Source organism: Micromonospora sp. AMSO12t (genome assembly GCF_008806585.1).
Lineage (GTDB): Bacteria > Actinomycetota > Actinomycetes > Mycobacteriales > Micromonosporaceae > Micromonospora > Micromonospora reichwaldensis.
Genome location: NZ_WAAS01000167.1, coordinates 1 through 14,585, shown reverse-complemented (window position 1 = coordinate 14,585; position 14,585 = coordinate 1). Strand labels below are relative to the sequence as shown.

The following is a 14,585-nucleotide window of genomic DNA, read 5'->3' as shown; positions in this document are numbered from 1 at the left end:
TGGGGGTCCGCGGCGCGGAGGACCGTGTGGGGCTCCTGGGTGGCGCAGACCTCCTGGGCCTTCCAGCAGCGGGTGCGGAAGTGGCAGCCGCTCGGCGGGTCGGCCGGGCTCGGCACGTCGCCGGTGAGCCGGATCATGGTGCGCCGGTCGCGGGCCTCCGGGTCCGGCACCGGCACGGCCGAGAGCAGCGCCTGGGTGTACGGGTGGGTCGCGCGCTCGTAGATCTCGTCCTCGGTGCCGATCTCGGCGATCTTGCCGAGGTACATGACCGCGACCCGGTCCGAGATGTGGCGGACCACCGACAGGTCGTGCGCGATGAAGATGTACGACAGGCCGAACTCGTCCTGGAGCTTCTCCAGCAGGTTGATCACCTGGGCCTGGATCGACACGTCCAGGGCGCTGACCGGCTCGTCGCAGACGATGATCTCGGGCCGCAGGGCGAGCGCGCGGGCGATGCCGATGCGCTGCCGCTGACCGCCGGAGAACTGGTGCGGGTACCGGTTGATGTGCTCGGGGTTGAGGCCGACCACGTCGAGCAGCTCCCGCACCCGGCCCCGCCGGCTGCCCTTCGGCGCGGCGTCCGGGTGGATCTCGAACGGCTCGCCGATGATGTCGCCGACCGTCATGCGCGGGTTCAGCGAGGTGTACGGGTCCTGCATCACCATCTGCATGTTGCGCCGCAGCCGGCGCAACTCGGCTCCGGAGGCGGAGAACAGGTCCCGGCCCTCCAGGGTGGCCCGGCCGGCGGTCGGCGTCTCCAGCCGCATCAGCAGCCGGGCCAGCGTCGACTTGCCGCAGCCCGACTCGCCGACCACCCCGAGGGTCTCGCCCCGGCGCAGCTCGAAGCTGACCCCGTCGACGGCCTTGACGGCGCCGACCTGCCGCTGGAAGAGCACGCCCTGGCGGATCGGGAAGTGCTTGACCACGTTGTCGACGGCGAGGATCGTCTCGCCGCGCACCTTGGTCGGGCTAGCGGGCGCTGTCATCACGGACCTCCTGGGCGAAGTGGCACTCGCTGGTCCGGCCGTCGCCCAGGACCAGGTCGTGCGGCACCACGTCGACGCAGACCTGCTGCACGTACGGGCACCGGGGGTGGAAGGGGCAGCCGGACGGGATCCGCATCAGGTTGGGCGGCAGCCCCCTGATCGTGGAGAGCTCCTGGCCCCGGACGTCCATCCGAGGGATCGACTCCAGCAACCCCTTCGTGTACGGGTGGGCCGGCGCCCGGTACAGCGAGCGGACGTCGGCGTGCTCGACGATGCGGCCGGCGTACATGACGGCGATCCGGTCCGCGACGCCGGCGACCACGCCGAGGTCGTGCGTGATCAGGATCATCGCCATGTCGAGGTCGCGGCGCAGGTCGGCCAGCAGGTCCATGATCTGGGCCTGCACGGTGACGTCCAGGGCCGTGGTCGGCTCGTCGGCGATCAGCACCTTCGGGTTCATGGCCAGCGCCATCGCGATCATGACGCGCTGCCGCATGCCGCCGGAGAACTGGTGCGGGTAGTCGCCGAGCCGGCTGGCGGCGGCGGGGATCCGTACCAGGTCCATCAGCTCGACGACGCGGGCACGGGCGTCCGCCTTCGACATGCCCTCGCGCTGGCGCAGCGTCTCGCCGATCTGCCAGCCCACTCCGAAGACGGGGTTCAGCGCGGAGAGGGCGTCCTGGAAGATCATCGCGATCTCCTTGCCGCGTACCTGCCGGCGCTGCTCCTCCGGCAGTTTCAGCAGGTCCCGCCCCTGGTAGAGGATCTCGCCGGAGCGGATCACGGCCGGGGGAGTGTCGAGGATGCCCATGATCGCCTGGGCGGTGACCGACTTGCCGGAGCCCGACTCGCCGAGCACGGCGAGCGTCTCGCCGGGATCGAGGTGGTACGAGACCCCGTTGATCACCCTGGCCACGCCCTCGCTGGTGCGGAACTCGACGTGCAGGTCCCGTAGGTCCAGCAGGTGCCCGCCCTCGGGGGTGGGTGAGGCCGGCGTGGGTCGGACGGCGGACTGGCTCACGGTTCACGCCTTTCGCTCGCGACTGCGGGGCTCGCTGCGCTCACTCCTCGCGCTCGCATGGCACGCCTTTCGCTCGCGACGACGGGGCCGCACGGGGCCCGTCATCTCAACTTCGGGTCGAAGGCGTCGCGGATCGCGTCGCCGAGCATGATGAACGCCAGCACGGTCAGCGCCAGGAACGTCGAGGGGACCAGCAGCGGGGTGACCGACTCCCGCATGTGCACCCGGCCCGCGTCGATGTCGATGCCCCAGGAGATGGTCGGCGCCCTGAGCCCGATGCCGAGGAAGCTCAGCGTGGCCTCGGCGGCGATGAACGAGCCGAGGGCGATCGTCAGCACCACGATCGCCGGGGCGAGCGCGTTGGGCAGGATGTGCCGCAGCATGATCCGGCCGTCGCCGGCGCCGAGCATCCGGGCCGCCGCGACGTAGTCCTGCTCCTTGGCGGTGATCACCGAGGAGCGGACGACGCGGGCGGCGGTGGTCCAGCCGAGGATCGCCAGCACGAAGATGACCGCGCCGATCCGGACCGCCGAGCTGTCGCTGTTGACCCGCTTGAGCAGCACGATCGCGGCGAGCAGGAGCGGGATGCCGAGGACCACGTCGATCACCCGGGAGAGCACCGCGTCGACCCAGCGGCCGAAGTAGCCGGCCAGCATCCCCACGGCGAGCGCGATCAGGCCGGTGAGCAGGGCGGAGAGCGCGCCGACCAGCAGCGACGCGCGGGCGCCGTAGACCGCCCTGGCGTACGTGTCGCAGCCCTGGAAGTCGTACCCGAAGATCGCCCCGCCGGACGGCCCGGCGTGCTGACGGGCCAGCACGCAGTCGCGCGGATCGTTCGCGGTGAACAGCCCCGGCACGGCGGCCATGGCGGCGACCAGCAGCACCAGGGCGAGGCTGATCCAGAAGATCGGCTTGCGGCGCAGGTCGCGCCAGGCGTCGCCGGCCAGGCTGCGGGGCTTCTGCGGTACGCCGACCTGGTTCGGCGCGCCGGGCTCACCCGACGGCCCCCGCCGCGCGGCCTGGTTCTCGCTCGCCGCGACGGTCTCGAAGTCACTCATGCCCGCACCTCGCTGGCTTCGCTGCGCTCACTCATGCCCGCACCTCGCTGCGCTCGGCGCCGGCACGAAACACTGCGCTGCCGATTCGTTCGCTGCGCTCACTCATAGCGGATCCTCGGGTCGAGTACGGCGTACAGGACGTCCACCACCAGGTTGGAGACGAGGTAGACCACGACGAGCACGCTGACGATGCCCACCACCAGCGGGCCGTCCTCGGTGCGGATGCCGCGGAAGAGGTTGAAGCCGACGCCGGGGATGTTGAACACGCCCTCGGTGATGATCGCGCCGCTCATCAGGTTGCCCAGCTCGACGCCGAGGAAGGTGACCACCGGGATGAGGGAGTTGCGCAGCACGTGGACGCTGACGATCCGCCGCCTCACGAGCCCCTTCGACCGGGCGGTGCGGACGTAGTCGGCGCGCAGGTTCTCGGCCACGGACGTCCGGGTCAGCCGCAGTGCGGTGGCCAGCGAGAGCGAGCCGAGCACGATGCCCGGCAGCAGGAGCGCGTACAGGTCCGGGTCGGCGCCTGCGGTGGCCGGGAAGAGCTGCCACCTGACGCCGAGGAGGTACTGCGCCAGCGGCGCGAGCACGATCGTCGGGATGCCGAGCACCAGCAGGGTCAGCAGCAGGGTCGAGTTGTCGAAGATGCTGGCCCGCCGGATTCCGGCGAGCACGCCCGCGGTGACGCCGAAGAGGATGGTGACCGCCATGGCGATCAGCGCCAGCTTGACCGTGACCGGCCAGGCGGCGGCCAGGATGTCGCCGATCGAGCGTCCGGTGAGGGACTGCCCGAGGTCACCCTGGAGCAGGTTCTTGAGGTAGTCGAAGTAGCGGTAGAAGAAGCCGCCGACCCCGGTCCGGTCGAGGTGGAACTTCTCCGTCAGGTATGCCCGCTGAGCCGCCGTGACCGGGCGCTCACCGGCGAGCGCCTGGATGGGATCGCCCTGGCCGGCGAACATCAGCGCGTAGACGATCAGCGTGGTCCCGAAGAACGCGAGGACCATCTGGAGCAGACGCCGCAGGATGAAGCGGAACATACTTGGCAGTCTGGCGGAAAAAGTGCGAAGAGGAAGGCGGGTCGGGCCACCGTCCGCCGATGGCCCGACCCGTCCTGCCGTGGTGTTACTTGACGGCCTCGATCTTCACGAGGTCGATCCGGTCGAAGAGATCCATCTCCACGTTCGTCACCTTGGTGGAGTGGCCGAAGTTGTTCTGGCCGTACCGCAGCGGGATCACCGGCAGGTCCTCCGCCAGCAGGTCCTCGGCCGCCTGGTACTTCTTGATCGCCTCGTCCTCGTTCGCGGCGCTGGCGCCCTCGGCGAGCAGCTTGTCGAACTCGGGGTTGCTGTAGCCGTAGTAGTTCGACGAGCCGTTGCTGCTGTACAGCGGGCCCAGGTAGTTCTCCATGGACGGGTAGTCCATGACCCAGCCCATCCGGAACAGGCCGACCGGCTGCTTGGCCTTCACCTTGGTCAGCAGGTCCGCGAACTTCGGCTCGGCGGTGCCCACGCAGTCCACGCCCAGGTTGGTCTTGAGCTGGTTGCAGGTCGCGTCGATCCAGTCCTTGTGGCCGCCGTCGCCGTTGTAGGACAGCTCGATCCTCGCCGGGCCGCCCGCGGCCTGGTACAGGCTCTTGGCCTTGGCCGGGTCGAACTCGCCGGCCTCGCCGATGGTGCTGTCGCGGTAGCCCGCGACGACCGGCGAGACGAACGAGCGGGCCGGCTGCTGCGAGTCCTTGAAGATCGACTTGGTGATCTCGTCCCGGTCGATCGCCATCGAGATGGCCTTGCGCACGTCCGGGTTGCTGAACTCCTCCTGGAACGTCGGGAAGGCCAGCACCTGGAGCGACGAGGCGGAGCTCTGCTTGAACCGGTCACCGAGGTCGGTGCCGGCCGTCGAGAGGTTCTCGGTCGGGATGGTCTTGATGACGTCCAGGTTGTCCGAGAGCACGTCCGCGTACGCGGCGGTCGGCTGCTGGTAGATCCGGAACTCGACGCCGGCCACCTTCGGCTTCTCGCCGGGGAAGGCGTCGTACTTCTCGACCTCGACCTTGGCGTCGTGCTGCCAGGCGCCCTTCATCTTGAACGGGCCCTGACCGACCGGTGCCTGCTCGTAGCCCTCGGCCAGTACGCCGGGCGCGGAGAACGCGGCCTTCGGCATCGGGTAGAAGGCGGTGTAGCCGAGCACGGACTTGAACTCGCTGTACGGCTCCGACAGCGTGACGGTGAAGGTCAGGTCGTCGACCTTCTTCAGCCCGCTGAGCGTCTTGGCCTTCGGGGTCTCGCCCTGCATGTCCTCGTAGCCGGCGATCTTCTCGAAGAAGTAGCTGGAGTTCTGGCCGTTCGGGGCGTAGGCGCCGTAGTTCCAGGCGTCGACGTAGTTGTCGGCGGTGACCTTCTCGCCGTTGTGGAAGGTGTAGCCGTCCTTCAGCTTGACCGTCCAGGTCGTGTTGTCCTCGGACGTCACCGACTCGGCCGCCACCTCGTGGGGCTTGTTGGCCTCGTCGTAGTCGACCAGCGGGCTGAACAGGGCGGCGAGCACCTGCGAGCCGCTCGTCTCGTTGGTGTTGGTGGGCACCAGGTGCTGCGGCTCGGCGATCTCGATCCGCACGGCCGCGTCGGGGTTGCTCTCGCCGGATCCACCGTCGCCGCCCGAGCCGCAGGCCACCAGGCCCAGGGTCACCGCGAGCGGGAGGGCGGTCCAGGCAGCGAGCCTACGAACACGCATGTAGCCTCCTCATCTCCTCACGCTGCGCAGTCAGGCCCGGCGCTGGGTTTACGCTGCGCAACGTTGGGCAACGGTAGGTCGTCGGCTGGCGATCGACAACGGGCGGGTTGCGAACCGATAACGGAGTCACCGTCGGGGCCTTGCCGTGGCGGGCCGGGTCTGCTAATGCCGTGGCGCCGCTAATGCGGCGCTGGGCAGCGCGGACTCTCGACGCGGTCGGTGCTCGTCGCGCCCGCTCCGCCCGTTCGCGCCATCCCGGTCCGGGCGTGCCCGTCCGTCGCCCCGATGGCCCGGGAGTCCGGTTCCAGCCGGGGCGTCGCCGGCCCGTGCGTCACTCAGAGTGATTAACCGCACGTCACTCTTAGTGGTCACATTGCGGGCTTGGCGCGGGTCGTCGGATCGCCGGCCGCCGACCGTGAGACGATCTGGGCGTGACGGCGACGCTTCTGGACGGCAAGGCGACCGCGGCCGAGATCAAGGACGAGCTGCGGACACGGGTCAAGGCACTGGCGGAACGCGGCATCACCCCCGGGCTCGGCACCGTCCTGGTGGGTGCGGACCCCGGCTCCCAGGCGTACGTCAACGGCAAGCACCGCGACTGCGCCGAGGTGGGGGTCGCCTCGATCCGCCGCGAGCTGCCGGCCGACGCGACCCAGGCGCAGGTCGACGCCGTGCTCGCCGAGCTGAACGCCGACCCGGCCTGCCACGGCTACATCGTCCAGCTGCCGCTGCCGGGCCACCTCGACACCCAGCGGGTGCTGGAGCTGATCGACCCGGACAAGGACGCCGACGGCCTGCACCCGGTCAACCTCGGTCGGCTCGTCCTGGGCTACGACGCCCCGCTGCCCTGCACCCCGCGCGGCATCGTCGAGCTGCTCCGCCGGCACGACGTGCCGCTGCGCGGCGCCAATGTCGCCGTGGTCGGCCGCGGCAACACCGTCGGCCGCCCGCTCGGCCTGCTGCTCACCCGCCGCAGCGAGAACGCCACCGTGACCCTCTGCCACACCGGCACCCTCGACCTGGCCTCGCACACCCGGGCCGCCGACATCGTCATCGTGGCCGCCGGCGTACCGGGCCTGCTCACCGCCGACATGCTCACGCCGGGCGCGGTCGTGGTCGACGTCGGCATCACCCGGGTCATCGGCCCGGACGGCAAGGGCCGCTACACCGGCGACGTCGCCGGTGACGCGGCGGAGGTGGCCGGCAAGCTGGTGCCCATGCCGGGCGGCGTCGGCCCGATGACCCGCGCGATGCTGCTGACCAACGTCGTGGAGCGCGCCGAGCGCGACTGAGCGCCCGCCGGGCCCCGCCCGGAGCCGGACGGCCGTGACGTTCGCCCCATCCCGGCGATGGTCGCCTCCCCTGACCTGATCGGTGCCAGGATGACTGATACGGTCCGGAAAACCGACTGGTAGCAGGGAGTGGGACGACCATGGGTAAGAAGGTCACTGTCGTCGGGGCCGGCTTCTACGGCTCCACCACCGCACAGCGCCTGGCCGAGTACGACGTCTTCGACACCGTCGTGATCACCGACATCGTGGAGGGCAAGCCCGCAGGTCTCGCCCTGGACCTCAACCAGTCGCGCGCCGTCGAGGGCTTCGAGACCAAGGTGGTCGGCGCGACCACCGGTCCGAACGGCGAGGGCTACGAGGCGATCGAGGGCTCGGACGTCGTCGTGATCACCGCCGGCCTGCCGCGCAAGCCGGGCATGAGCCGCATGGACCTGCTCGAGACGAACGCGAAGATCGTCCGCCAGGTCTCCGAGAACGTCGCCAAGTACGCCCCGAACGCCGTCGTCATCGTCGTGTCCAACCCGCTCGACGAGATGACCGCGCTGGCCCAGCTCGCCACCCAGTTCCCGAAGAACCGGGTCCTCGGACAGGCCGGCATGCTGGACACCGCCCGGTTCACCAACTTCGTGGCCGAGGCGCTGGGCGTACCGGTGAAGTCGGTGAAGACGCTGACCCTCGGCTCGCACGGCGACACGATGGTGCCGGTGCCGTCGCAGAGCACCGTCGACGGCAAGCCGCTGCGTGAGGCCATGCCGGCGGAGCAGATCGAGGAGCTGGTCGTCAAGACCCGCAACGGCGGCGCCGAGGTGGTCGCGCTGCTCAAGACCGGTTCGGCGTACTACGCGCCGTCGGCCGCCGCCGCGCGGATGGCCAAGGCCGTCGCGGAGGACTCGGGCGAGGTCATGCCGGTCTGCGCCTGGGTCGACGGCGAGTACGGCATCTCCGGCGTCTACCTGGGTGTCGAGGCCGCGATCGGCGCCGAGGGCGTCAAGCGGGTCGTCGAGACGGACCTGGACGCCGACGAGCTGGCCAGCCTGAAGGAGGCCGCCGAGGCCGTCCGCGCCAAGCAGGGCGACGTCGCCTCCATGTGACCCACCACCCGTCGAGGGGGCACGCCGGTCCGCCGGCGTGCCCCCTCGTCGTACCGCCCTACAGCGTCATGAACGCCTCGCCCAGGTGCGGGGTAGCGAGCACCGTGGGCCCGCGCGCGGCCAGGTCGCGCAGCAGCCCCACCCGCGAGGCACGCGCCGCGGGGGCGTCCTCCTCGTGGGCGTACGCCAGCTCGGGGTCGACCAGTTGCACGGCGTGCACCAGCAGGTCGCCGGTGAGCAGCAGCCGCTCGTCGCCCACCTCCAGCAGCACCGACTGGTGCCCGGGCGTGTGCCCCGGGGTCGGCAGCAGCCGTACCGTCGGATCCAGCCTCTCCTCGCCGTCGACCACCCGGAGCTGGCCGGCGGCGCGCAACGGCGCGACCAGGCCGGCCGACAGCCCCGGGGCGAGCTGCCCCACGGCGGCCAGCTCGGCCCGCTGGAGCACGTAGTCGGCGTTCGGGAAGTACGGCGTCCCCGGCGAGCCGGTGACCGCCCAGTCGACGTGGTCGCTGTGCAGGTGGGTGAGCACCACCGTGCGTACGTCGGCCGGGTCGATGCCGGCGGCGGCGAGTTCGGCCGGCAGCCGGCCGGGCACCGGCGCCCAGCTCGCGGCGGGCGAGCCGGCCGGGCCGATCCCCGCGTCGACCAGGGTCACCGGCCCGTCGCCGGCGCGGATGGCGAAGCTGCGGAACGGCAGCCACCACCGTCCGTCGGCGGTCACCGTGGCCGGGTCACGCAGGTCGGCCGCGCGCCAGTGCTCCGGCGTGGCGTCCGGGAACGCCTCCGCGCGGGGCTGGAAGAACGGTCCCTTGCCGTCGGTGAGCGCGGTGACCGTGATAGACCCGAGGATGCGGCTCGGTGGCATCCGGCGATCATGCCAGCGGTCCCGTGCGCCGTGCACGTCGTTTGTTCCGGCCCGACCGAGGCCGGCTGGGGACTGCCGATCAGTTTCCAGTACGCTCGTACTGCTTGAGCACGAGTCCCCCGAGAGGAGCGCCGGCCGATGGCGAAGATCAAGGTAAACAACCCGGTCGTTGAGCTCGACGGCGACGAGATGACCCGGATCATCTGGAAGCAGATCCGGGAGCAGCTGATCCTGCCCTACCTCGACGTCGACCTGCACTACTACGACCTGTCGATCCAGCACCGCGACGAGACCGACGACCAGGTCACCGTCGACGCCGCCAACGCCATCAAGGAGCACGGCGTCGGCGTCAAGTGCGCGACCATCACCCCGGACGAGGCCCGGGTGGAGGAGTTCGGCCTGAAGAAGATGTGGCGGTCGCCGAACGGCACGATCCGCAACATCCTCGGCGGCGTCGTCTTCCGCGAGCCGATCATCATGTCCAACGTGCCGCGGCTGGTCCCCGGCTGGACCAAGCCGATCATCATCGGCCGGCACGCCCACGGTGACCAGTACAAGGCCACCGACTTCGTCGTCCCGGGCCCGGGCAAGGTGACCGTCACCTACACCCCGGCCGACGGCGGCGCCCCGATGGAGATGGAGGTCGCCAACTTCCCCGGCGGCGGCATCGCCATGGGCATGTACAACTACGACGAGTCGATCCGGGACTTCGCCCGCGCCTCGTTCCGGTACGGCCTGGACCGCAACTACCCGGTCTACCTGTCCACCAAGAACACCATCCTCAAGGCGTATGACGGCCGGTTCAAGGACATCTTCGCCGAGGTGTTCGAGAACGAGTTCAAGGCCGAGTTCGACGCCGCCGGCATCACCTACGAGCACCGGCTCATCGACGACATGGTCGCCGCCGCGCTCAAGTGGGAGGGCGGCTACGTCTGGGCCTGCAAGAACTACGACGGTGACGTGCAGTCCGACACCGTCGCGCAGGGCTTCGGCTCGCTGGGCCTGATGACCTCGGTGCTGCTCTCCCCGGACGGCCGTACGGTCGAGGCCGAGGCCGCGCACGGCACGGTCACCCGGCACTACCGGCAGTGGCAGAAGGGCGAGAAGACCTCGACCAACCCGATCGCGTCGATCTACGCCTGGACCCGGGGCCTGGCCCACCGGGGCAAGCTGGACGGCACCCCGGCGGTCACCGAGTTCGCCAACACCCTGGAGCAGGTCATCGTCGACACCGTCGAGGGCGGCCAGATGACCAAGGACCTCTCGCTGCTCATCTCGCGGGACGCCCCGTGGCTGACCACCGACGAGTTCATGAACGCGCTCGACGAGAACCTGGCGCGCAAGCTCTCCGCCTGATCCTCTCCGCGCCACCCGGCGGCACCTGACGGTGCTGCCGCCGCATCACCAGGAGCCCGCCGGCACCCGCCGGCGGGCTCCGTGGTCTCGGGCGGTGGTCGCCAGGCGAGTGCCTGAGATCTTGGTGAGAAACGGCCCCTCCAGGGGCTTGTTCCTACCAAGATCTACTCGGCTCGCCCGGATCCGGCGACGCCTGCGGATCGGCTTGCGGCGTGTCGGCGGGTGACGCGCCGTTCGGCGTCACCTACGTCGGCGCGCCTCGTTGACCTGGGTGGACGAGATGCCAGTCGCGTCCAGGAAGGTTGACCGCGGTCGCCTCGCGGCAAGCGTGCCGATCAGCCAGCCTTCCCGGCTGTCGCGCACAGCCAGCCGTCCCTTCCCTGCGGGGGGCCCTGTCCCGGGCCCCCCGCGCCCTGTCTCCACCCCGCCACCGCCACCGGCGCCGGCGCCGGCCGTCCGCGCCCACCGGTACCGCTCCACCTGGCAGCGACGGTCGAACCGGCGGGGGCACGCCGGTCGCCGTCTCGCCCCATCGGGCGCGGTGTCGGGGCTCAGGCGGCGCGGAGGAGTTCGGCGGCGCGCTCCGGGGCGATGTCGTTGATAAAGACGCCCATTGCGGACTCCGAGCCCGCCAGGTACTTCAGCTTGTCCTTCGCGCGCCGGATGCTGAACAGCTGCAGGTGCAGGTGGCCCAGCTCGCGGTCGACGCGTACCGGCGCCTGGTGCCAGGCGGCGATGTAGGGCATCGGCAGGTCGAACAGCCCGTCGAAGCGGCGCAGCAGGTCCAGGTAGAGCGGCCCGAAGGCGTCCCGCTCGGCGTCGTCGAGCGCGGGGATGTCCGGCACCGGCCGGTGCGGGGCCACGTGCACCTCGAACGGCCAGCGGGCCGCCGCCGGGACGTACGCCGTCCAGTGCTCGTTGGCGGCGACCACCCGGTCGCCGCCGGCCCGCTCGGCGGCGAGCACGTCGGCGTAGAGGTTGCGCCCGCCGGTGCGTTCCGCGTGCCGGCGGGCGGCGGCCAGCAGCGCCCGGGTCCGCGGGGTCACGAAGGGGTACGCGTAGATCTGGCCGTGCGGGTGGTGCAGGGTCACGCCGATCTCCACGCCCCGGTTCTCGAAGCAGAACACCTGCTCCACCCCGGGCAGCTCCGCGAGCGCCGACGTGCGGTCGGCGAGCGCGTCGAGGACGGTACGCACGCGGCATGGCGGGAGGGACGCGAAGGACGCGTTGTGGTCGTCGGTGAAGCAGACCACCTCGCAGCGGCCCCGACCCGGGCGGACCGGGGTGAACGGGGTGATCTCGGCGGGCTCCTCGGCCACCCGGCCGCTGAGGGAGGGGAACCGGTTCTCGAAGACGGCGACGTCGTAGTCGGGCGCCGGGATCTCGCTCTGCCGCCCGTTGGTGCTGGGGCAGAGCGGGCACTGGTCGGCTGGCGGGAGGAAGGTGCGCGTCTGCCGGTGCACGGCGACGGCCACCCACTCGTCGGTCAGCGGGTCCAGGCGCAGCTGCGACGCGGGCGGTGGCGGGGGCAGCTCGCGCCGGTCCGGCTGGTCGCGGACGGCGTCGTCCCGTTCGTCGAAGTAGATCAGCTCCCGGCCGTCGGCCAGCGCGATCGCGGTGCGCTTCACCTCGCCATCCCCTCATCTGTCGTCGTGGCCGTCCGCCCCGCGCCCGTGGCGGGGGGCACGACCACCAGTTCGCCCACCCGGTCGTCGAGCGCCCGCCGCGCGTCGGGGGACAGCCGGTCGTCGGTGACCAGCACGTGGGCGGCGGAAAGCTCAACGATCGAGGAGATGCCGACGGTGCCCCACTTGGTGTGGTCGGCGAGCACGACCAGCCGGTCGGCGGCGGCCACCAGGGCGCGGTCGGTCTCCGCCTCCATCAGGTTCGGCGTGGTGAACCCGGCCCGCTCGGTGATCCCGTGCACGCCGAGGAAGAGCAGGTCCAGGTGCAGCGACCGGATGGCGGCGACGGCCAGCGGCCCGACCAGCGCGTCCGACGGCGTACGCACCCCGCCGGTGAGCACCACGGTCTGGTCGGACCGGCCGCCGGCGTGCAGGATCTCGGCCACCGGCAGCGAGTTGGTGACGACGGTCAGGCCCGGCACGTCGACCAGTCGACGGGCCAGCTCGGCGGTGGTGGTGCCGGCGGAGAGGGCGACCGCCGCCCCGGGGCGGACCAGCTCGGCGGCGCGGCCGGCGATGGCCGCCTTCTCCGCCAGTTGCCGCACCGACTTGGCCCGGAAGCCCGGTTCGTCGGTCGAGCCGGGGCCGGCCACCGTGGCGCCGCCGTGCACCTTGGCCAGCAGGCCGCGCTCGTGCAGCGCCTCCAGGTCGCGCCGGATGGTCATGTCCGAGACGCCGTACTCGGCGGCCAGCTCGGTGACCCGTACGCCGCCGGTGGCGCGGACCCGGTCCAGGATGGCCGCCTGCCGTTGCTGAGCGAGCATCCGTCGCACCTCCGTGCCAGCCGCGCGCCCTCACGCGGTCGAACGTGTTCAAACAAAGGTGAACACTAGCGCGAAGGGGAGAGCACCGGTAGGCGGAGGGCCGATCAGATGGACTGGAGCCGGGGTTCGACCCAACCTGTCTCGTTCAGGTGGTGCAGGACGGCCTCGACCGCCTCGTCGATCGTCATGTCGCTGGTGTCGACCACCAGGTCCGCGTCGGTCGGCTCCTCGTAGGGGTCGTCGATGCCGGTCATCCCGGTGAGCAGGCCGGCCCGGGCCCGGGCGTAGAGGCCCTTGCGGTCGCGCTGCTCGCAGACCTCCAGCGGGGTCGCCACGTGCACCAGCACGAAGCCCGCACCGGCGGCCAGCGCCATCTCCCGGGCGGTCGCGCGGGCCTGGGCGTACGGGGCGATGGGGCAGCAGATGCCGACGCCGTGGTGCCGGGCGATCTCCGCCGCCACCCAGCCGATCCGGCGCACGTTGAGGTCCCGGTCGGCCTTGCTGAAGCCCAGCCCGGCGGAGAGCTCGCGGCGCACCACGTCGCCGTCGAGCAGCGTGATGCTCCGGTCGCCCTGCTCGCGCAGCACGTCGGCCAGGCCCCGGGCGATCGTCGACTTGCCGGAGCCCGAGAGCCCGGTCAGGAAGACCACCAGGCCCCGGTGCCGCCGCGGCGGCCGGGCCCGGGCCAGCTCCTTCGCCACCGCGGGCGGGGTGTGCCACTCGGGGAGCGGGAAACCCCGGTCCAGCAGGTCGTCGATCTCCGGCTGGGTCAGCGCCAGGCGTCGGTTGCGGGGCGGGATGTCCTCCCGCCAGCGCCACTGCCCGTCGCGGTTGTCGTAGGCCAGCTCGCGCGGCACCAGCACCCGCAGGCCGGCGCCGGAGAGCATCTCGCCGGTGGAGAGCAGGTGCGTGACGCCGTACGCCGCCGACACCCGCGCCCGCAGCAGCGCGTCGCTGATCTCGTCGCGCCGGCGGGACAACGGGACGGCGACGAGCGTGGCCGGCGGCATCCGGTCGCGGGCGGCGAAGACGCTGCGTACGAGCGACTCCGGCGGCAACCCGCCGAGGCCGTCCTCGCCGACCGGGATCATCACCAGCAGGTGGGCGCCGAGCGTGCGGACCGCGTGGGCGATCTGGGCGAGCTGCGGCCGGTGCAGCGGGCGGTCGGCGATCACCCCGAGCACCCGACCGGACGGCAGCAGCGGGCGTACCTCCTCGGGGGTGCGGCGCAGCCGCTGGAAGGGGCCGTGACCGCCGTCGCCGAGCCGGCGGACCGTGCCCCCGACGCCGGCCACCCCGTCGCGGACCTGCCACGCGTCGGCGACGTCCAGCGCCGCGACCGGCGCGCCCTCCCCGTCGGTGAGCACCAGGGTGCGGCGTGCCTCGTCGCGCGGGTCGAGACCCTGGGCGAGCGCCGTCGGCACCTGGAGGGTCACCGGCACCGGCCACGGTGAGCCGTCGGCGAGCCGGCCCCGCCGACTCACCGAGACCAGGTCGGCGCGGGTCATGAAGCCGGCCAGCGGGGCGTACGCCCCGATCAGCAGCAGCTCCAGGTCAGCCAGCTCGCCGGGGCGTGGCGTGTACGCCGGCGCGTCCCGGAGCACCTCGTCGGGCAGCACCCAGCTGTTGCTCATCCATCCCCCAAACGACACTGACCGGCACACAGTTTCTCAGCCGCCCGGCGATCGGTCGAGAGCGCCACTCCACCCCGCACGCGAAGGTAGGGGGTGGCGGCCGGCG

General features: G+C 71.6%; 12 protein-coding genes. 3 read left to right on the top strand and 9 right to left on the bottom strand.

Annotated elements, in window-relative coordinates; genetic code table 11:
* The 5 genes from F6X68_RS22000 to F6X68_RS21980 form a co-directional block, all read right to left on the bottom strand.
* The coding region (locus tag F6X68_RS22000; protein ID WP_151456060.1) for an ABC transporter ATP-binding protein at nt 1–986 on the bottom strand (986 nt) is incomplete at its 3' end.
* A complete protein-coding gene (locus F6X68_RS21995; RefSeq protein WP_151456059.1) occupies nt 970–2,007 on the bottom strand; it encodes an ABC transporter ATP-binding protein in 1,038 nt (345 codons plus the stop codon). The genes F6X68_RS22000 and F6X68_RS21995, both read right to left, overlap by 17 nt.
* Before the next feature lie 101 nt (nt 2,008–2,108).
* Complete coding sequence (locus tag F6X68_RS21990) at nt 2,109–3,065, bottom strand: ABC transporter permease (RefSeq protein WP_151456058.1); 957 nt, start codon at nt 3,063–3,065, stop codon at nt 2,109–2,111.
* A gap of 98 nt (nt 3,066–3,163) precedes the next feature.
* Complete coding sequence (locus F6X68_RS21985) at nt 3,164–4,102, bottom strand: ABC transporter permease (protein WP_151456057.1); 939 nt, start codon at nt 4,100–4,102, stop codon at nt 3,164–3,166.
* 85 nt (nt 4,103–4,187) lie between these two features.
* On the bottom strand, nt 4,188–5,792 hold the full coding sequence (locus tag F6X68_RS21980) for an ABC transporter substrate-binding protein (protein WP_151456056.1): 1,605 nt from the start codon (nt 5,790–5,792) through the stop codon (nt 4,188–4,190).
* A gap of 431 nt (nt 5,793–6,223) precedes the next feature.
* Between F6X68_RS21980 and F6X68_RS21975 the strand changes: the two genes are divergently transcribed.
* Nucleotides 6,224–7,084 carry a bifunctional methylenetetrahydrofolate dehydrogenase/methenyltetrahydrofolate cyclohydrolase gene (locus F6X68_RS21975; protein ID WP_151456055.1) on the top strand — a complete coding sequence of 287 codons (861 nt, stop codon included), beginning with the start codon at nt 6,224–6,226 and terminating at the stop codon, nt 7,082–7,084.
* A gap of 140 nt (nt 7,085–7,224) precedes the next feature.
* Complete coding sequence (gene mdh, locus F6X68_RS21970; RefSeq protein ID WP_151456054.1) at nt 7,225–8,175, top strand: malate dehydrogenase; 951 nt, start codon at nt 7,225–7,227, stop codon at nt 8,173–8,175.
* Between the two features lie 58 nt (nt 8,176–8,233).
* Here mdh and F6X68_RS21965 read toward each other — a convergent pair whose 3' ends face one another.
* Nucleotides 8,234–9,040 carry an MBL fold metallo-hydrolase gene (locus F6X68_RS21965; protein WP_151456053.1) on the bottom strand — a complete coding sequence of 269 codons (807 nt, stop codon included), beginning with the start codon at nt 9,038–9,040 and terminating at the stop codon, nt 8,234–8,236.
* 138 nt (nt 9,041–9,178) lie between these two features.
* Between F6X68_RS21965 and F6X68_RS21960 the strand changes: the two genes are divergently transcribed.
* On the top strand, nt 9,179–10,396 hold the full coding sequence (locus F6X68_RS21960; protein ID WP_101412708.1) for an NADP-dependent isocitrate dehydrogenase: 1,218 nt from the start codon (nt 9,179–9,181) through the stop codon (nt 10,394–10,396).
* A gap of 551 nt (nt 10,397–10,947) precedes the next feature.
* Here F6X68_RS21960 and galT read toward each other — a convergent pair.
* The 3 genes from galT to cysC all read right to left on the bottom strand — a co-directional run bounded on the left by galT (nt 10,948) and on the right by cysC (nt 14,479).
* The gene (gene galT, locus F6X68_RS21955) at nt 10,948–12,024 is read right to left on the bottom strand and encodes a galactose-1-phosphate uridylyltransferase (protein ID WP_151456052.1); all 1,077 of its coding nucleotides are present in this window, start codon (nt 12,022–12,024) and stop codon (nt 10,948–10,950) included.
* On the bottom strand, nt 12,021–12,845 hold the full coding sequence (locus tag F6X68_RS21950) for a DeoR/GlpR family DNA-binding transcription regulator (protein ID WP_151456051.1): 825 nt from the start codon (nt 12,843–12,845) through the stop codon (nt 12,021–12,023). The genes galT and F6X68_RS21950 overlap by 4 nt, the downstream gene beginning before the upstream one ends.
* Nucleotides 12,846–12,949: 104 nt before the next feature.
* The gene (cysC, locus tag F6X68_RS21945; RefSeq protein WP_151456050.1) at nt 12,950–14,479 is read right to left on the bottom strand and encodes an adenylyl-sulfate kinase; all 1,530 of its coding nucleotides are present in this window, start codon (nt 14,477–14,479) and stop codon (nt 12,950–12,952) included.
* Between the last annotated feature and the right edge of the window lie 106 nt (nt 14,480–14,585).

Excerpts from the sequence above, each read along its gene's own strand:
- cysC (WP_151456050.1), bottom strand. The coding sequence starts at position 14,479 with ATGAGCAACAGCTGGGTGCTGCCCGACGAGGTGCTCCGGGACGCGCCG.
- mdh (WP_151456054.1), top strand. The coding sequence starts at position 7,225 with ATGGGTAAGAAGGTCACTGTCGTCGGGGCCGGCTTCTACGGCTCCACC.
- F6X68_RS21990 (WP_151456058.1), bottom strand. The coding sequence starts at position 3,065 with ATGAGTGACTTCGAGACCGTCGCGGCGAGCGAGAACCAGGCCGCGCGG.
- F6X68_RS21960 (WP_101412708.1), top strand. The coding sequence starts at position 9,179 with ATGGCGAAGATCAAGGTAAACAACCCGGTCGTTGAGCTCGACGGCGAC.
- F6X68_RS21950 (WP_151456051.1), bottom strand. The coding sequence starts at position 12,845 with ATGCTCGCTCAGCAACGGCAGGCGGCCATCCTGGACCGGGTCCGCGCC.
- F6X68_RS21965 (WP_151456053.1), bottom strand. The coding sequence starts at position 9,040 with ATGCCACCGAGCCGCATCCTCGGGTCTATCACGGTCACCGCGCTCACC.
- F6X68_RS21980 (WP_151456056.1), bottom strand. The coding sequence starts at position 5,792 with ATGCGTGTTCGTAGGCTCGCTGCCTGGACCGCCCTCCCGCTCGCGGTG.
- F6X68_RS21985 (WP_151456057.1), bottom strand. The coding sequence starts at position 4,102 with ATGTTCCGCTTCATCCTGCGGCGTCTGCTCCAGATGGTCCTCGCGTTC.